At 44.8% G+C, this 18843-nt stretch carries 19 protein-coding genes and 1 rRNA gene; 7 read left to right on the plus strand and 13 right to left on the minus strand.

Annotated features, from left to right (window positions below; all coding sequences use genetic code 11):
* Positions 1-52: 52 nt before the first annotated feature.
* The 8 genes from ACQW03_RS07265 to ACQW03_RS07300 all read right to left on the minus strand — a co-directional run bounded on the left by ACQW03_RS07265 (position 53) and on the right by ACQW03_RS07300 (position 6992).
* Positions 53-1608, minus strand: a 16S ribosomal RNA gene (locus ACQW03_RS07265).
* A gap of 446 nt (positions 1609-2054) precedes the next feature.
* Entirely contained in the window at positions 2055-3425 is a 1371-nt protein-coding gene (locus ACQW03_RS07270) for an NCS2 family permease (RefSeq protein WP_071639554.1), read from the minus strand.
* A gap of 223 nt (positions 3426-3648) precedes the next feature.
* The gene (locus ACQW03_RS07275; protein WP_071639553.1) at positions 3649-4038 is read right to left on the minus strand and encodes a nuclear transport factor 2 family protein; all 390 of its coding nucleotides are present in this window, start codon (positions 4036-4038) and stop codon (positions 3649-3651) included.
* Between the two features lie 40 nt (positions 4039-4078).
* Entirely contained in the window at positions 4079-5017 is a 939-nt protein-coding gene (locus ACQW03_RS07280; protein WP_441949001.1) for an NADP-dependent oxidoreductase, read from the minus strand.
* A 21-nt stretch (positions 5018-5038) separates the two neighbouring features.
* The gene (locus ACQW03_RS07285; protein WP_220030748.1) at positions 5039-5509 is read right to left on the minus strand and encodes a MarR family winged helix-turn-helix transcriptional regulator; all 471 of its coding nucleotides are present in this window, start codon (positions 5507-5509) and stop codon (positions 5039-5041) included.
* A gap of 43 nt (positions 5510-5552) precedes the next feature.
* Complete coding sequence (locus tag ACQW03_RS07290; protein ID WP_441949003.1) at positions 5553-5936, minus strand: hypothetical protein; 384 nt, start codon at positions 5934-5936, stop codon at positions 5553-5555.
* 20 nt (positions 5937-5956) lie between these two features.
* Positions 5957-6127, minus strand: a complete 171-nt coding sequence (locus tag ACQW03_RS07295) for an SGNH/GDSL hydrolase family protein (RefSeq protein ID WP_258383042.1) — start codon at positions 6125-6127, stop codon at positions 5957-5959.
* Between the two features lie 19 nt (positions 6128-6146).
* Positions 6147-6992: a LysR family transcriptional regulator gene (locus ACQW03_RS07300; protein WP_104497362.1), complete on the minus strand. Its 846-nt coding sequence runs from the start codon at positions 6990-6992 to the stop codon at positions 6147-6149.
* Positions 6993-7121: 129 nt separating this feature from the next.
* On the opposite strand from ACQW03_RS07300, the gene ACQW03_RS07305 reads away from it, so the two are divergent.
* The gene (locus ACQW03_RS07305) at positions 7122-8252 is read left to right on the plus strand and encodes a Gfo/Idh/MocA family protein (RefSeq protein WP_076293104.1); all 1131 of its coding nucleotides are present in this window, start codon (positions 7122-7124) and stop codon (positions 8250-8252) included.
* 70 nt (positions 8253-8322) lie between these two features.
* Here ACQW03_RS07305 and ACQW03_RS07310 read toward each other — a convergent pair whose 3' ends face one another.
* Both ACQW03_RS07310 and guaA read right to left on the minus strand, forming a co-directional pair.
* On the minus strand, positions 8323-8940 hold the full coding sequence (locus ACQW03_RS07310) for a Type 1 glutamine amidotransferase-like domain-containing protein (RefSeq protein ID WP_071639549.1): 618 nt from the start codon (positions 8938-8940) through the stop codon (positions 8323-8325).
* A 475-nt stretch (positions 8941-9415) separates the two neighbouring features.
* Positions 9416-10954: a glutamine-hydrolyzing GMP synthase gene (guaA, locus tag ACQW03_RS07315; protein WP_023987031.1), complete on the minus strand. Its 1539-nt coding sequence runs from the start codon at positions 10952-10954 to the stop codon at positions 9416-9418.
* A 145-nt stretch (positions 10955-11099) separates the two neighbouring features.
* Between guaA and ACQW03_RS07320 the strand changes: the two genes are divergently transcribed.
* On the plus strand, positions 11100-11756 hold the full coding sequence (locus ACQW03_RS07320; protein ID WP_441949007.1) for a DedA family protein: 657 nt from the start codon (positions 11100-11102) through the stop codon (positions 11754-11756).
* Positions 11757-11818: 62 nt separating this feature from the next.
* Here ACQW03_RS07320 and ACQW03_RS07325 read toward each other — a convergent pair whose 3' ends face one another.
* Positions 11819-11962, minus strand: coding sequence for a hypothetical protein (locus ACQW03_RS07325; protein ID WP_158659086.1), 144 nt, complete (start codon positions 11960-11962; stop codon positions 11819-11821).
* 240 nt (positions 11963-12202) lie between these two features.
* On the opposite strand from ACQW03_RS07325, the gene ACQW03_RS07330 reads away from it, so the two are divergent.
* The 5 genes from ACQW03_RS07330 to ACQW03_RS07350 are packed head-to-tail and all read left to right on the plus strand — an operon-like array spanning position 12203 to position 17464.
* On the plus strand, positions 12203-13744 hold the full coding sequence (locus ACQW03_RS07330; protein WP_076293106.1) for a spore germination protein: 1542 nt from the start codon (positions 12203-12205) through the stop codon (positions 13742-13744).
* Complete coding sequence (locus ACQW03_RS07335; RefSeq protein ID WP_071639546.1) at positions 13741-14949, plus strand: Ger(x)C family spore germination protein; 1209 nt, start codon at positions 13741-13743, stop codon at positions 14947-14949. The genes ACQW03_RS07330 and ACQW03_RS07335 overlap by 4 nt, the downstream gene beginning before the upstream one ends.
* 5 nt (positions 14950-14954) lie before the next feature.
* Complete coding sequence (locus ACQW03_RS07340; protein WP_441949010.1) at positions 14955-16064, plus strand: GerAB/ArcD/ProY family transporter; 1110 nt, start codon at positions 14955-14957, stop codon at positions 16062-16064.
* 30 nt (positions 16065-16094) lie between these two features.
* A complete protein-coding gene (locus tag ACQW03_RS07345) occupies positions 16095-16331 on the plus strand; it encodes a hypothetical protein (RefSeq protein ID WP_071639544.1) in 237 nt (78 codons plus the stop codon).
* Positions 16332-16348: 17 nt separating this feature from the next.
* On the plus strand, positions 16349-17464 hold the full coding sequence (locus ACQW03_RS07350; protein WP_076293107.1) for a GerAB/ArcD/ProY family transporter: 1116 nt from the start codon (positions 16349-16351) through the stop codon (positions 17462-17464).
* A gap of 70 nt (positions 17465-17534) precedes the next feature.
* Here ACQW03_RS07350 and bcp read toward each other — a convergent pair whose 3' ends face one another.
* Both bcp and ACQW03_RS07360 read right to left on the minus strand, forming a co-directional pair.
* Complete coding sequence (bcp, locus tag ACQW03_RS07355) at positions 17535-18011, minus strand: thioredoxin-dependent thiol peroxidase (protein ID WP_441949012.1); 477 nt, start codon at positions 18009-18011, stop codon at positions 17535-17537.
* A 42-nt stretch (positions 18012-18053) separates the two neighbouring features.
* Entirely contained in the window at positions 18054-18842 is a 789-nt protein-coding gene (locus ACQW03_RS07360; RefSeq protein ID WP_081366793.1) for an ABC transporter permease, read from the minus strand.
* Position 18843 lies beyond the last annotated feature (1 nt).

The following is an 18843-nucleotide window of genomic DNA, read 5'->3' on the forward strand; positions in this document are numbered from 1 at the left end:
AGCTTACGCTTCATTTTTGAATGTTTCCGTTGCAGGAAACGATTCTCCATAGAAAGGAGGTGATCCAGCCGCACCTTCCGATACGGCTACCTTGTTACGACTTCACCCCAATCATCTACCCCACCTTCGGCGGCTGGCTCCCTTGCGGGTTACCCCACCGACTTCGGGTGTTGTAAACTCTCGTGGTGTGACGGGCGGTGTGTACAAGACCCGGGAACGTATTCACCGCGGCATGCTGATCCGCGATTACTAGCAATTCCGACTTCATGTAGGCGAGTTGCAGCCTACAATCCGAACTGAGACCGGCTTTTCTAGGATTGGCTCCACCTCGCGATTTCGCTTCCCGTTGTACCGGCCATTGTAGTACGTGTGTAGCCCAGGTCATAAGGGGCATGATGATTTGACGTCATCCCCACCTTCCTCCGGTTTGTCACCGGCAGTCTGCTTAGAGTGCCCAGCTTGACCTGCTGGCAACTAAGCATAAGGGTTGCGCTCGTTGCGGGACTTAACCCAACATCTCACGACACGAGCTGACGACAACCATGCACCACCTGTCTCCTCTGTCCCGAAGGAAAGATCTATCTCTAGACCGATCAGAGGGATGTCAAGACCTGGTAAGGTTCTTCGCGTTGCTTCGAATTAAACCACATACTCCACTGCTTGTGCGGGTCCCCGTCAATTCCTTTGAGTTTCAGTCTTGCGACCGTACTCCCCAGGCGGAATGCTTAATGTGTTAACTTCGGCACCAAGGGTATCGAAACCCCTAACACCTAGCATTCATCGTTTACGGCGTGGACTACCAGGGTATCTAATCCTGTTTGCTCCCCACGCTTTCGCGCCTCAGCGTCAGTTACAGCCCAGAGAGTCGCCTTCGCCACTGGTGTTCCTCCACATATCTACGCATTTCACCGCTACACGTGGAATTCCACTCTCCTCTTCTGCACTCAAGCTCCCCAGTTTCCAGTGCGACCCGAAGTTGAGCCTCGGGATTAAACACCAGACTTAAAAAGCCGCCTGCGCGCGCTTTACGCCCAATAATTCCGGACAACGCTTGCCCCCTACGTATTACCGCGGCTGCTGGCACGTAGTTAGCCGGGGCTTTCTTCTCAGGTACCGTCACTCTTGTAGCAGTTACTCTACAAGACGTTCTTCCCTGGCAACAGAGCTTTACGATCCGAAAACCTTCATCACTCACGCGGCGTTGCTCCGTCAGGCTTTCGCCCATTGCGGAAGATTCCCTACTGCTGCCTCCCGTAGGAGTCTGGGCCGTGTCTCAGTCCCAGTGTGGCCGATCACCCTCTCAGGTCGGCTACGCATCGTCGCCTTGGTAGGCCTTTACCCCACCAACTAGCTAATGCGCCGCAGGCCCATCCACAAGTAACAGATTGCTCCGTCTTTCCTCCTTCTCCCATGCAGGAAAAGGATGTATCGGGTATTAGCTACCGTTTCCGGTAGTTATCCCTGTCTTGTGGGCAGGTTGCCTACGTGTTACTCACCCGTCCGCCGCTAGGTTAATTAGAAGCAAGCTTCTAATTAACCCCGCTCGACTTGCATGTATTAGGCACGCCGCCAGCGTTCGTCCTGAGCCAGGATCAAACTCTCCATTAAAGACCAACCGAAGCTGGTTTATAGAAAGAGCGATAAGCTCATTTTGAAACTGACGAGATAAAATATCTCTTGTTTGATTTTGCGAACAAAATCGTTTTACTCACTCGTTGTTCAGTTTTCAAAGATCAAACATTCTTTTTTGTTGATTTGGCTCATTGCCTCATCAACTCTTATATCATATCATGCCCGAACCAACTTTGCAAGCATTTTTTGAAATCTTTTTTTGTAACACTCGCTCGCGATATTGTATTTCTTGGCCGGAATTAGAATATACCATATGCATGTCCCTTTTGCAAGCATTTATTAGATAAGATTTCACAATGCTTTATTTATTATTCGTTTTCCTTCTATATAATAGCTACTTGTATCTATCTGCGTCTAATTACAAAAAAAGAACCTCTTCCCTTAAGCAACAGGAAAGAGGTTCTTTGTTCTATTCTACTGATTTATTCGGAGCCCATAAAGGCAAAGCGGATCACTACAATAATAGCAAGCACCCACATGAGCCAGTGAATTTTAACTTTATTGCTGGTAAACAGATTACTGAACACAGCCAACACAACGTAAGACAGAATACCAGCAGAGATACCATTCGCAATTCCACCTGTGAAAGGCATTAGCACGATGGTCAAAAATGCAGGAAACGCCAACAGGAAGTTATCCCAGTCGATGTTGCGAACCTGACTCATCATTAGGACTCCAACGATAATCAGAGCTGGAGCAGTAGCTGCAGAAGGCACAACCAGAGCCAATGGTGCAATAAACAGGGCCAACAAGAACAGAACACCTGTCGTTACAGCAGTCAGTCCGGTACGTCCGCCTTCTTCTACCCCTGCGGAGCTTTCTACGAATGCTGTAATCGTACTTGTACCCAATAATGCACCGGTACTTACGCCAACAGCATCCACCAGCATCGCTTTACCGATAATTTTCTCGCCTTTTTTCTTATCTTTCATTATACCCGCGCGTGTAGCTGTACCTACCAAGGTACCAAACGTATCAAACAACTCTACAAATGTGAAAATGAAAATGATATCAAACAGACCAATATGCAAAGCTGCTTTTAAGTCTAACTGACCTACAGCCAAATTACTGAAATCAGGAATCCAGTTGCCTGTTGTCAAGCTACTCAGATTTGTTACTCCCATCGGAATACCGATTAATGTAGTAGCTACGATCCCAATCAGCAATGCACCTTTGACCCGAACGACCATCAGTGCTGCGATAATAAGCAATCCGATTAGCGCCAGCAGTGCATCCTTTTGATGTACCAGACTTCCCAAAATCAAATTAAAAGCATGCCCCGGAACCGGTTGACCAACATCTGTCCCTGGAACGATACTCACCATAACCAGATTACAAAGCTTGAAGCCGACAATCGTAATAAACAAGCCGATACCCACTGTAATGGCTGTCTTTAAATTTTCCGGAACCGCAACAAGCAGCATCTGTCTTACTCGTGTCACGGTTAAAATCAGAAAGACGATACCGGATATAAATACAGCGCCAAGTGCCGCTTGCCAAGTAATCATGCCATTGGAACTCAGGACTACAGTCATAAAATAAGCATTCAAGCCCATACCCGGCGCCATGCCGATCGGCACATTAACGAATAACCCCATCAGTATGGTGACCAAACCTGCACCTACCGCCGTCGCAAAAAAGACAGCTTCACTGGGCATACCTGCTCCAGTCGGACCTAAAAAGGTATTGTTGACCACCAGAATATAAGCCATGGTCATAAAAGTAGTAATCCCCGCAATAATCTCAGTGCGGACGTTCGTGCCATGTTCCTTTAATTTAAAGAAACGCTCCATGAGTCGTAATTCCTCCTACGCAAAGCATACTCGTATTGTTATCGTTCGTTTGAAGTAATATTCGCATTCATATGCGCTATATTATTACATTCGTTATTTTAGGCTCTCACCTACTGCTTGTCAACAGAAAAAGCGAATGTTACAAATTGAACACATATGTATTGTTCGGAAAACAGAAAACCCGCAAGCTATTATGCAGCTGACGGGTTATGATTTAGAGGAATCAGATATTTTTGTACTTATCAAAGGCATTCGCTGTGTCTGGTATATTTTCCAGATAAACGATCTTACCTTCCGCATCCAGCCGGGCCTTGTCCACTCCAGTAAGTGTATAAACTTCGCCTGTTGCTTTTTTACCACACACTGCCCATTTGGTTTGATAGGTATCAGGTTCTATGGGTACAGGTTTCCAACCTTCATACATATGCTTGATTTCGAGCGATCCCTCAAAGAACATATTCAAGAAGCTTTTCCAACTGTTCATACCTTGTTTTCGATCACCATTCAATACAAACTCAATCTTCTCAGAGAAAAGGCTAATTAATCGCTCTCTACTCTTCTCGTCATCTTTTGCTAAATCATAGTAGTGAAAATAATCTTCTAAAATCTTCATCGTGTGCAATTCCTTTCGTGCTGTATATGTGTATGCGTCCTTATGAAAAGGTGATTGCAATTTTACCAACAGCGTGGTGGGTTTCGCTTAAAGCGTGTGCGTCATACAAACCTTTTTGTGAAAAAGGAAACGTAGCTCCTACTACCGATCTTACTTTCTTTTGCTCCAACAGATCGGCAATTTCCTGTAGCTGCTGTCCGTTGGGCTCCAGCCATATATTTTTGGCCGTTACGTTGTACTCCTTCACCAGCTCTTCGTCGAAATTGCTGACAATGGATATGATCCGTCCGGTATCCCTTTTCATTACCTTAAAGCTGTTCTTCTGAACATCCCCACCCATCGTATCGAACACCACGTCCACATCAGATAAAACTTCCTCAAATCGAGTTGTACGATAGTCAATGATTTGGTCGGCCCCCAATGAAGCAAGCAATTCATGATTACGCTCACTGGCTGTAGTAATGACATAGGCTCCGGCTTGTTTGGCAAACTGGATAGCAAACATGCCTACGCCACCTGCACCTGCGTGGATTAATACTTTCTCCCCTTTGGTCAGTTGACCATGTGTAAAGAGCGCCTGCCAAGCAGTCAACCCCGCCAAAGGTACAGAAGCGGCTTCCTCCCAAGAAATTGAGGCAGGTTTACGCGCCAGCAAGTGATCATCCACCAAGGTATACTCGGCATAAGTACCAAACCGGGTGGTGTCCGGGCGTGCAAACACTTCATCTCCCAATTTCCAATCGATGACCTCGCTGCCTACTTCCGAAATAGTGCCAGCTACATCCCAGCCTAAAATAATCGGGAACTCCCAATCCATCATTTGTTTTAAGTAACCTTCACGCAGCTTCCAGTCAATTGGATTGATGGAGGTAGCCGCCACTTTAACTACAACCTGATGAGCCTGTGGTGTAGGAGTAGCCACTTCTCTTTCTTTCAATTCATCCTTGCTTCCATACTGATCTATAACGATGGCTTTCATATTCATTTCCTCCTCGCACATTTACATATTCTTTATATTGCTAGACATACGCTGTAGCACATCTGTCAAAGCCACAATTTCCTCATCTGTAAACTTACATAGCAGCTTTTCCTGAAAGGCTTGTCTTTGCTCTGACAAAACTTGCAGCTCTTGAACCCCTAATTCGGTCAAACGTATATAGGTCACACGCTTATCCTGCTCTTTTTTACTACGTAAAATCAGACCTTCCTCTTCCAGTCTTCTCAGATGTCGGGTTACTGCTGCACCATCCAGAACGAGCAGATGTTGGAGCTCCAGCTGACTTAGTTCCTGACGATGATCAATATGATACAAAATTTCAACCTTGGTAAAACTGGTTTTTAACTGTGCTTCAAAGGCGTTATTCATTTCTTTACACAAAAGATGCATGCGATAAAACAACTGGCTTTTTTCAGAGCAATGTTCGATGACAAAACCTCCTCCCAATACTTGACCTATCAATTGATATATCAAGTATTATACACCCTCACTAAAAATAAACAAGCCCTGAGACAAGTTACATCTGTTTATGTACAGGCAATAGTGGTTGAATTCCGGCGATATTCCACAGATCACAGCACGGGAAAGAATAAAGTGAGGCCACTTCTCTCACGGCCTGTGCATACGCGCTATAGACTTGACCAGTAATGGCATTAGGCAGATGCTCAGGAACCGTATCACTTGATCCGTGAGGCGGAGTCAAAAAGACGATCAGCTTGTCCGGGTAACGGTTAATTAGTCCTTCGGCAATATGCTTGAGCGCACCATAAAACGTACTCGTTTCTGTCGATGGCGTATCCAAGCTACCGAACGGTATTTCTCCCATCGAAAAGTCGTTTCTTCCCCCCATAAAAAAGATCACGTCCGCATGAGGGTTCATTTTCTCATAACGCTCACACATCGGTTCAAAACCGCCGCTGGCTACACTGCTGCCCCGGATATGCCGTGATTCTCAAAGGTTAGGAATCCCAGTGCGTCGCTCACAAGGTGGGGGTAAGGCTTTTCTCCATCACGCAATTCATATCCAAACGTAATGCTATCACCCAGAAATACAGCATGGCTGCCTTGGCATTTGCCTTGATTGATTGTCATTCAATGTCTCTCCTATCTATTAGATCGTATTGTTGATTTCGATAAATTTATGTTCAATCGCTGTCATTTCGTGATTTGGTCGGGTTATTAAATATGTATCCATGTAGCCGAAGGTTGGGGGAGCGGGCAAATAGGATGTTACTTTAAATTGACGCGCCAGCTTTTTGGACATGAGGGTGATTCCCATTCCCATCAAGGAAAATTGCACCATCGTATCAAACACCCCGACCTCTACCACCTCGCCATGGGTCAATTGCATGTCCTGATACATCTTCTCTAAATACGTGAGGTACAGGCAGCCATCCGACAATATGATAATAGATGCTCCTTGGAGTACCTGTTTGAGATCCGAGGCTTCATGTATGCCTTTCCCCACCAGCACCAGTTCTTCACGGCATATTTTTTGATAATGAATATACGGGTTGGCGGGATACCCTGTAACAAAAGCAATATCGAGTTCCCCGTCAAGGATCAATCGCTCCATTTCCGTCGTGGTTCCGGTTTTTAATGTAACCGAGGCCTGCGGATACAGCTCATATACCTTCGTGAGCGCCCTCGTTGTTTCGCCCGCCACGATGGACTGCATCGTACCGATGCGCAGCTTTTCCTCCTGCGGTCTCATTTTCATCTCCGTGTCTTGCCATAGCAACAACATTTGCTTGAACTGAGCATACAAGGTTTCTCCTGCAGGTGTCAGCTCCATACCACGGGGCTTTCGATAAAATAATGCTGTCCCGTAATGGGCCTCCAGCTTCTTTATTTTGGCCGTCATATTCGATTGCAGGTGATTCAACTTTTGTGCTGCTTCTGTCAGGCTTCTCAGCTCTGCCACCGAAACAAATGCCTGCATATTTTCAATATCCATCCCTTTACCTCCCATCAAATAAAATGATACCTATATCATAAACAAGCATTATTATTTATGAGTTAAGTGTATTATATTGGCCTTGGATGCTATTTTCCACCCATTTAAAAAATCAGGAGGTATGGCAACATGATCAAAAAGAAGATTCGTGTAGGTATCGTAGGAGGTTCGATGAATAATAAATGGGCCAGTCAAACGCATATTCCGGCTTTGCTCAAGCACTCGAACCTGGATATCACTGCCGTTGGTACCTCTCGTATGGAGAGTGCGCGACAAAGCGCAGAAGAAGTAGGTGCGGCACTGTCTTTTGATGATTCCAAAAAGCTCGCAGCTTCCGAGGATGTGGACATGGTCGTGGTGAGCGTAAAAGTTCCCCATCATTACGAGGCGGTGATGGCGGCAATTCAAGAGAGAAAGCATATTTTTTGTGAATGGCCCTTGGGGGCAAACACTGCGGAAGCTGCTGAAATGGCCAAAGCGGCGGAACTGGCAGGTATTCATCATACCGTAGGCTTGCAGGCACGGCAGGATCTTGAAGTGCAAACGATGAAAAAGCTCGTGGAGGGCGGAGAGATTGGTGAAATTATATCCTGTCATATGCAAGTAGCTACTCCCGGCAAAGGAGGACAAGTAAATCAGGACACTGCTTATTTGCTGAAAAGAGCCAATGGGGCTAATCTGCTCACGATTAATGGCGGGCATTCCCTGGATGCGCTGCAATACATCGTTGGTGAATTCCGCGAGCTATCGGCCATCACATCATCCCGTTATCACGAAGCCACTATTCAGGAAACGGGTGAAGTCATTTCCAAGGATACAGCCGATCAGATTCTGATTCACGGACTATTGGAAAAAGGAGCACCAGTATCCGTTCACATTCAAGGTGGAGTGAATTCTAAGTTTGAGATAGAGATTCAAGGGAAAAAGGGCATTTTGCGTTTGTCACAGAATCCTTCGCTTGGGCATGTTCAATTCGGGAATCTAACGCTCGAAAAACTTGTGTACGATCCAAGCAGTACGCAGAGTCATGGTCCTAATGGCGCTTTTGAACAAATAAGTATAACTAGAGAGCCTAATATAGAAATGGATTTCCCAAAAGAAGGGGTAACCCTAAATGTAGCCAAGGCTCATTATGTTTTTGCCGAGGATATTTTGACACACACCCGTCTCGCTCCCGATTTCGACCATGCCTTAAAGCTGCATCAGCTACTGGACCGCATTGAGGAATCGGCTGCAACTGGGAAAAAGATCGTATGGTAAGGTAGAATTATAAAAAAGAACCTTTAACACCACGATAGATGTGGAGTTAAAGGTTCTTGATCTTTTAAAATCATGCATTCTCGACCTTTATACTGTCACTTTCAACCAAAATAACTTCTGCGTTGCTGATTGGATATAAATTTAATTGGCTGCCATATTCCTCAATGATGCTCTCCACCGCTTTTTTAAACGGGATGTTCGTATGGTGGGGGACTGGATAGAATTCAATTATCCCGAGCGCAACAAAGGAATCCAAAGCCGGCGCCTCCTCCACATTGTCCATAAGTCGGGCATATTCGATATTCGGTGATAAAATCATCGTACCTGCCGATTCGCCTATATATAACTTCCCTGCATTAACTTCATCAGCAATGATTTTGTCAGCCCCGGTTCTTCTTAACTCTTGAAGTAAATAAAATGTGTTGCCTCCGGTAATATAAATATAGTCATTTTCTCTAATTTTACTCTCTATTTCATTTAATGTTGCTGTGCCGATTTCGATTTCATCCACGACTAACCCTAAATTCTCTAATGCTTTTTTCCCTGAATCCACATAAAACTTAACTTTCTCTGGAATACTCGCGGTTGGGATGAAGGTGACTTTTTTTCCTTCTAAGTTTTCACCAGCGAAATGGACTAAGCATGGTGCAACATCCTTAAATGAGGACGACAGAAATAATTTTTTCATCTCTTTATTCTCCTTAGAACAGCGTTTAATAAAACGAGATATGCAACACTTTAATCTAGGTACATTATAAAATATATTAGTATCAAAACATGACACCATTAGAGCATGAAATGAAAAAGAAGTGAACGTTTAATTTCATACTTGATTTAAGCTATTTATAGCTTGAATCTAATAAAACCATATAAAAAAAGGAGACATTAACATTGAATAATATCTCCTTTTTTCAGCTTCATATTCCGTTTTGCAACAATAAATGACTTCATATCTCCGCCGCATGAGGCAATGCTGTTCGCCTTCAGCTAACCACCGTCGATTGAGGTTGCCGTACAGTAAACTTTCCCGAGAAAAGGTTCGACCTTGCCCCTCGTAAAAAAGACTCCAACCGCATAGCGATATTTCGCCGATACGGAGGAGTCCTGATGTTGTATTGGTAAATCTTAAAGGATTGATGGTTACGGCGCGGGAGTCTCCGCGTTTATTCCCACTCAATCGTTGCTGGTGGTTTGGAGGTGATATCGTACACGATGCGATTCACGTTATCTACTTCATTTACGATACGTACCGAAATTTTCTCCAGCACATCCCAAGGGATACGTGCCCAGTCGGCAGTCATACCGTCGATAGAGGTTACTGCACGAATACCTACGGTGTAAGAATACGTACGAGCATCGCCCATAACGCCAACACTCTTCATATTCGGCAAAGCGGTGAAGTATTGCCAGATTTCCCGGTCCAGACCGGCTTTAGCAATCTCCTCGCGCAAAATGTAATCCGACTCCCTAACAATCGTTAGCTTGTCCTCTGTCACTTCACCCAGTACACGAATGGCAAGACCCGGACCTGGGAAAGGCTGACGCCATACAATCTCAGGTGGCAGTCCGCATTCTTCTCCGACTTTACGCACTTCGTCCTTGAACAGGGCATTCAACGGCTCGATCAGTTTGAACTTCATGTTCTCCGGCAAACCACCCACATTATGATGGGATTTAATGGTCTGTGCCGTTGCTGTTCCGCTCTCTACAATATCCGTATACAGTGTACCTTGTGCCAGGAAAGTAAAATCGTCGAATTGAGAAGATTCTTCCTCGAACACATAGATAAACTCGTTACCGATGATTTTACGTTTTTGTTCCGGATCATCAACTCCTGCCAGCTTGGACAAGAAGCGCTCACGTGCGTCAATTTTGACAACTTTCATATCAAATTTACCAACGAACGTCTCCATTACACTTTCGGCTTCACCTTTCCGCAGCAATCCATGGTCAATGAACATACACGTCAGTTGGTCACCAATCGCTTTGTGAATGAGCATCGCTACAACGGAAGAATCCACGCCACCGCTTAAGGCACACAATACTTTCTTGTCGCCAACCTGTTGACGAATCTCACGAATTTGATCTTCAATGAACGATTCCATGGTCCAGTTGCCTTCACAACCGCACACTTCATAAAGGAAGTTGCTGATCATCTCGTTACCTTGAACGGAATGACGTACCTCTGGATGGAATTGCACCGCATACAGATTCCGCTCCAGGTTACTCATCGCGGCAATCGGCGCACTCTCTGTTCCTGCATCAAGTGTAAATCCGGTTGGCAGATCTGTAACGTGATCCCCATGGCTCATCCATACGGTTTGACGAGAATCCAGTCCTTTAGCCAAGCGGGCATCCTGATTGAATTGCACGTCTGCTTTGCCATACTCACGCTTGCCCGCACGTTCTACCTTACCATCCAGTTGGTGAGCCATCAGCTGCATGCCATAACAAATACCAAAGATAGGGATGCCAAGATCATAAATTGCCCGATCCACCTGAGGAGCATTGTCTGTATATACGCTGGAAGGTCCGCCTGAGAAAACAATCCCTTTTGGCGCCAGCTCTCTCAGCTTCTCCGCAGGCGTATTGTATGGAAGGAGCTCGCTATATACACCGAGATCCCGAATTCTTCTTGCGATTAACTGGTTGTATTGTCCTCCAAAATCGAGAACTACAACGATTTCATTAGGCTTATTCATTACCGTGCCTCCCTCAATTGTTCGTTTCATTATACGCAACGATAAAACAAGACGTCAAGAAATCAACCGGAGTTGAGTGGGCATGAAAAGATTGTTAAAATGAATTGATTCTAAAATACTCAATCTGTTCGTAGGAGTGTAAACGATGGATGTGCTGAAGTGGATCGCGCAATTGTTCGAAGAATACGGCTACGGCGTCCTTTTTTTCGGCTTGCTGCTTGAGTTTATTGCTTTACCTTTTCCCGGGGAAACCACAATGGCTTATGCGGGATATCTTTCCTATGCCGGTACCCTGGATTTCGGTAAACTGGTGCTGCTAGCTTTCTTGGGCACAACCATCGGTATGACTATTACCTACTTTATCGGAAAGTGGGCTGGACTCCCCTTTATTCAGAAATATGGTAAATGGGTTTTGCTATCGCCGGACAAGCTTCAGAAAACACAAAAATGGTTTCAACGATATGGATACTGGCTTATTTTCCTTGGATATTTCATTCCCGGTGTCAGGCATTTTACCGGTTACTTTGCCGGAATTATTGCTCTTTCTTTCCGTAAATTTGTCTTGTATGCTTACAGCGGCGCTTTATTCTGGGTCATCCTCTTTCTAAGCATCGGCAAGCTGTTTGGTCCCCAATGGGATGTCATTTTCCATTTGGTAGAGCTGTATTCACTGCGAATTGCGGGAGTCGTTGGGTTCATAATCCTGCTGTATATTATTTACCGGTGGAGAAACTTCCTGTTTAGCTCGCTACGCAAATCCGAAAAATCGGTGAAAACCAGCAACAAGGATGACACGAAGTAGTCAAACTTCTGCTGCCTTACGGTTACGAGTCCTTGCATAATACATCGAAATCACGATAGATATCACCACAAACCCTGCGCCTCAAGCCAAAACGGCTCCATCATTTCAATCGCCACCCCTGCTCCAAACATAGACAGTCCGATGATACCTTGACTCCACGCCGTCAGCATGCCCCAGCATGACCACAATGGACCCTGTAAATACAATGGGGTCTCCCTCAATAATAATGTATCCAGACAAATGTCCCCCTACCCTGCTAGCAACCAACCCGCGCCCAAAGCGGCTTAAAACAATCCAATGTCGCATCGCCCAGCCTGAAATCCTGTACTGCATGTAATTAGTTATTTATCTAATTTATAAAAATCACTCTATAAACCGTCAAGGCATAAATTCATATATTCAGAGCATACTAAGCCAACAAACTCCAATATCGGAGGATTTTACGTATGCCAAATCAGAATAAAAGTTGTCCACTTACTCATGTGTCCTCTAACTTGAAGGATAATGTAAAGCATATTGAAAGCGCCTTTGGAAACAGCGGAGACTTAATCATTAAACAGCTATTATGGATGCAAAAATGGCCAGCAGCTTTGTTTTATATCGATGGTCTGGTTAACACTCAATTGCTCCATGATTCCGTTCTGCGTTCATTAATGCGGGTAAACGAACATCATGTACCAGAGGGCGCGGAACCGTTCGACTATTTAAAGGATCAGGTATTGATTGCTGGTAACGCAGGTAGCTTGGAGGAAATGGATGTTTTATTCGACCGGATGTTATCCGGCGGTATTATCATTCTGCTGGACGGATACACAAAAGGCATATGGATTGATGCGGTCGGTTGGGAGGATCGCAATGTCAGCGAACCCCAATCACAGACTGTTGTACGGGGTCCAATGGAGGGTTTTACCGAGAATTTGCGTACCAATACAGCTCTAATTCGCAGGAGAATTCGCGATCCGCGCCTCTGGATGGAAACAAGACAGATTGGTCAAGTCACGCATACCAATGTGTCCGTGATGTATATCAAAGGGATTGCTGACGAAGGAGTTATTCAGGAACTGAGAGAACGTCTGGACCGAATTGATATTGACGGGATTTTGGAAGGGGGTTACATCGAGGAAGAAATTCAGGATGCGACCTTCACCCCGTTTCCCACCATATATAACAGCGAGCGCCCGGATTCAGTCGCTGCCAGCCTGCTGGAGGGCCGAATCGCTATATTGGTGGATGGGACACCCTTTGTTCTGTTAATACCTGCATTGTTCGTCCAATTTTTCCAATCAGCAGAGGATTATTACCAGCGTGCTGACATCAGCACTTTGCTGCGTATGTTGCGCTTTTTTTCTTTTTTTATCGCTATGCTTGCACCGGCAGTCTATATCGCTGTATCTACCTTCCATCAGGAGATGATCCCTACAAACTTACTGATCAGCCTCGCTGCACAAAGGGAAGGCGTCCCATTTCCAGCTTTTGTCGAGGCGATGCTTATGGAGATCACCTATGAAATTTTGCGTGAAGCCGGGGTTCGTATTCCCAAGACCGTCGGACAAGCTGTATCTATTGTAGGCACACTGGTCATTGGACAAGCAGCCGTGGATGCGGGGGTTGTCTCGGCGGCTATGGTCATTATCGTGTCGATCACTGCCATCTCCAGCTATGTTATTCCGGAAAACGGTCTATCCATAGCAGTTCGTATTGTCCGCTTTGCCTTAATGATGCTAGCCGCAGCCTTCGGACTTCTAGGAATATTGATGGGATTAATCGTACTTTTGCTGCACTTGACCAGTCTGCGATCATTTGGAGTATCTTACATGAGTCCATTTGGCCCCTATGTGGAAAGCGATATGAAAGATACGCTGTTTCGCTTACCCTGGCCTCATATGACGAAGCGTCCTCAATCCATCTCTATCCAAAATACGATCCGCCAAAAAACGAAAAAAAGACGGATCGGCAATAAATCACAAACCAGAAGGGATCAACCATGAAGCAGACCATTCATTTGCTGTTCGTCTGGGGGCTGATCGGATTAATATTAGGGGGCTGCTGGGACCGCAAAGAATTAAACGAACTTGGCATCGCTATTGGAATCGGAGTGGATATGAAAGGAGACCAGTATCAGGTAACGGCTCAGGTGGTTATTCCTTCTGCAGTGGCTTCAAAATCTTCACCAAGTGCAGGCTCTCCAGTGGTTACTTATGAGGCCACAGCGCCCACGATTCAGGAGGCCATTCAAAAAATGACTGATACAAGTCCGCGCTCCATTTATTTATCTCATATTCGTATGCTGATTTTAGGTGAGGAGTATGCGAGGAAAGGGATTTCTGATGTGATTGAAGCCTTGATGCGAGAGCCCTTTACAAGAAGTGACTTTTACATTGCGATAGCCAAGAATAACAAGGCTTCTACGATTTTAAAAATACCGACTTCTTTGGAAAAGTTACCGGCCAACAAAATGTTCGCTTCATTGGACACCTTAACCAAGACGTGGGCGCCTGCGACCAAAGTAACCATGGATCAATTGCTTAGCGATCTGACTAATCCCGACATCCAATCTACTTTGCCAGCTTTGGAGGCTGTGGGAGATATTGAGGCGTCCATTGAAAAAGGTGAAGATGACACCAAAAGCATATCGCCTGGAACCACATTGAGGTTTTCTGGTATTGGTGTATTCCAAAAAGACCGATTACTGGGATGGATCAATGAACGAGACAGTAAAGGATTCAACTATATCCGCAATAAAGTGGATTCTACTACGGGACACGCAGACTGTGAGGGAGGTGGAAATATCGCCTTGTTAACGTTGAGCAGTGACACCAAAAACAAAGTTATGATTCGCGATGGAGAGCCTGTTATTTTGATATCCGTTACCAACAACAGCACAGTACGAGAGGTCAACTGCCAGCATATGAAGCTAGATAGTATGGACGATATTAAAGAAATTGAAGCCGCAAGTAATGAAAAAATCGTTGAAATCATGAAGCATTCGGTAGAGACTGTCCGACATCAATATAAGTCAGACATTTTCGGCTTTGGCCAGTTGATTCACCAGTCTAAGCCCAAACTTTGGAAAAGATTGAAAGAAGAAAAAGAAAATCCGTTTTTGGACTTGCAAATCGAATACAAAGCAGAGACCAAAATTAAAAAAATTGGTTCTTTGTTTGAATCGTTCCAAAAACAAATGAAGGAGTGAGCTTAGTGGAGGAGAAAGGGCGAATCAGCATCTCAAATATAGCCGTACTCGTATTTCTGAGTATTTTCGGAGATTGCGTGTTAGTGTATCCCTCCATTATTACAGGCATATCCAAACAGGATGCCTGGATCAGCTCGTTGTTGAGCATCCCTGCAGGACTTGCTGTACTATGGCTACTCCTGCAGGTACATCAGCTCTATCCTGAGCTCACCTTTATCCAACTCTGTCAGCGAATTTTGGGCCCATGGCTAGGCGCCCTCATTTCAATATGGTATTTATTCCATTTATTGATAAACTCCGCGATTTATTTAAGAGAGGTCGGGGATTTTATGAACAACCAGACCTATGTCATGACGCCCCTCCCCGTTATCAATTTAATTTTAATCCTTGTCATGATGTGGGGATTGTATATGGGGCTGGAGCCTATTGCCCGTACTGCTCAAATATTATTTCCTTTATGTTTGGTGTTCACTTTGTTTTTGATCCTGTGCTTACTCCCCCAATGTGACAGTCAGCAGCTTAAGCCGTTCATGGATCAAGGTATACCTAAAGTTATCGAAGGAAGCATATTTGCAGTATCCTATCCATTCGGAGAATTAGCCTTTTTATTGATGATTCTTCCCTATGTAAGCAAAAAACCTGGCCTAAAAAAGTCCGTTTTGCTATCCGGGCTTACTGCCAGCATCCTGTTAAGCGTACTGCTAATTGTTTCACTCATGGTACTGGGCTCCTTTGTAACAGAGAACAGTGTGTACACCTCCTATACGTTATCCAAAAAGATTAACATTGGTGGTTTCTTGCAACGGGTAGAGTCCATGATGAGCACAGCCTGGATTATCACTACTTTCTTTAAGACCATTTTACACTTCTATGCCTTTACACTGGGCATGACTCAACTGCTGAGACTGGACAATGTAAGGACCTTTCTTGGCCCCAGCTTCATGATTTTATTTGGCTTGATTATCGTCTCGGCACCCAATATTACTTACTATTTGGATACGATCGTTCATGCCTGGATTTATTGGGATTTGACCGATTCTGTTGTCCTTCCTCTCCTGCTGATTGTTGTACATAAATTTAGATCGAAGGGCCGTCACAGTCTGGGACCCGGGTGAATTCTCACTCTTCACGAAAGGAGCATGCGCATGCTGGCTACCATTATCGTCATCTGTATCGGTCTGGCTATCGCCGTCAAGGATTTGCCAGGCTTGTACCGCAAGCATCGCTTTAAGGATATGTTGGTGTACATCATTATGCTTGGATTAGGAACATGGTTGAGTGTCCTTGCCGTAAAATTGGAGGTTACACCAAGCCCGCTGATTTTGATCGAAATCATCTATAACCCCATAAACACTTTCGTGTCGCATCTATTTGGTTTTTAAAAAGGAGGCAGGTACACATGTCAAAAAGATTCCGTATTAGTGTCCGACAAGTGACTGTCCTTACTTTCCTGTGTTTAATCGGGGATATGCTCTTAATCTATCCGACTATCATTACACATATTGCTCACCAAGATGCCTGGATCAGCTCCATATTATCCATCCCGTTAGGCTTAGTCATCATTTATGTGCTTATTCGCGTTCATGAGCTCTACCCGAACCTTTCGCTTATTGAAGCCATCCGTAAAATTTTGGGACCTGTATTCGGAACCATTCTTTCCTGCTGGTATTTGTTTTATTTCTTAATGAACACCGCCTTTAATGCGAGAGAAGTAGGTGATTTCCTGACTTCACAGTTACTTGTAGAAACCCCTCTGCGCATCCTGCTGGCTATGGAGGTAGCATTACTGGTGTTTACTGTGCTATCGGGAATAGAGGCTTTTAGTCGCGTTAGTGAGATGCTGTTAACTGTATATGTATTCATTTTCTGTGGTTTGATTCTTGCACTCTTGCCGCAAATTCATCTTTCTAATTTACAGCCTAGTCTTGAAAATGGAATGGGTCCCATTAGTAAAGGGATCGTTCCAGCTACAGCTATGCCATTTGCCGGAATGTCTGTCATGCTCATGGTTTTTCCCTATGTTAACAAACATGCCCATTTTAGAAAGGACGTGTTACTCGCCTCTCTAATAGGCGGATTCCTGATTAGCGTGTTTTTGCTTCTCTCTCTCCTTGTCATTGGTCCCTTTGTGACCAATTATAGTCCTTACATTTCTTCTGCACTCACAACAAAGATTAATGAACTCAATTATATTACACGAGTTGAATCGTTAGTAACTTTAACGTGGGCACTTGCTGCCTATTTCAAAGGTGTTCTTTTCTTTTACGCGTTTACTTTCGGAACAACCCAGCTATTCCGAATTTCTAATATCCGTCCCTTTGTCATCCCCGCAGGAGCGCTTGTGTTTGGCATGACCATTTTGATATCCCCAAATGTCTTCTATTATGTGAGGACTCTTGTTTATCCACTGGCAGCCTGGAATTATACGAACGGCTTGATCATTCCGCTGCTATTATGGGGTGTTTATCTCTGCAAGCAAAAGTGGAAGCAACGGCAGAATATATCTAAAAATTAACAAAAACCTTTTGAAACCGATATGCCTGAAAGCACGATCCGGTTGCAAAAGGTTTTCTTTGGCTCTTCACTTACGCCATATCCTGAATGTATACCAGCGCAGCATCAATATGCCCTTTTACTCTTAACCCACGCCATTCATGAACTAAAATTCCACTTTCATCAATAAGGAACGTAGACCGAACAATGCCCATGTACTGCTTGCCGTACATCTGTTTTTGCTGCCATACCCCATATGTCTCAGCGACCTGATGCTCTTCATCAGATAACAACTGAAAAGGGAGTCCGTACTTTGCAATAAACTTGTCATGCTGCTTGAGTGGATCAGGGCTTACCCCCAGAATCACCGTGTTCAAGCCTTCAAACTCCGTATGTTTATCCCGAAAATCACAAGCCTGGTTCGAGCAGCTGGAGGTCAAATCCTTGGGATAGAAATACAACAATACCCTACTGCCTCGATAATCAGACAGCTTAACATGCTTTCCCTCACTCCCTGGTAATTCAAAATCCGGTGCCTCTTGTCCAATAATGGTAGATGTCGTGGACATCTCATCATCTCCTATCTTGTGGGAGTTCTTATGTGATCCGCCCTATGAGCCTGCCCCTCTGTAACGGCGAATCCCCCAGTTCCATGCCAGTAAGCCCAAGGTCAGAAAGACAATCCCCATCACAGGAGTTAAGAGCGCCATATGGCGCATGTCCTCTCGGTGAAGGAACAGGGAGGCTGGATATACGCCAACAAAAGCAAAAGGCAGTATCCAAGTTAGCACAACCTGAATAGCACGGTTATAGATCGTTACTGGATAACGTCCGTAGCCCTGAATATTGTACATGAGCGGGATAATTCCTGTCGGCGCATCCGAAAAAAACGAAAGGGATGTCAATATGGTGTAGATGCCCGTATAAATCGCCACGGCACTTAGGCTCAAAATGATCAGCGCCGGTACGAACCACCACTCCATAGCCAAGTCCATCTGTGCCCCGCTGATCCCCATAATAATCAGGCCAATCACAGAACCCACCAGCGCAGGCGGATCCACATTTTCAAGGAAAATCTGGAACAGGTTATACGCGGGACGGGTCATTACCCGGTCGAGTTCACCTTTCACAATGTAACGCTCGCTAAAGTTCCAAAGATTTACAAAACAACTGAATAGTCCGTATGGAACCATAAAAAATCCATAAACGAACACGACTTCACTTTCACTCCAGCCGCCCAAACTGTCTGTATGCATAAAAATAACCAGGATAAAAATAAGATTCGTGGCCTGAAACAGCAGGTCTGAAATAACTTCTACCCAAAAGTCGGCCCGATAGGTGAGCCGTGACTTCATGTAATTTTTTAAATATTCGCTAATGAGGCCCAAATAGTACATCATC

Origin of the sequence: Paenibacillus sp. DRB1-1, from assembly GCF_052119485.1 — a bacterium.
Lineage (GTDB): Bacteria > Bacillota > Bacilli > Paenibacillales > Paenibacillaceae > Paenibacillus > Paenibacillus polymyxa_B.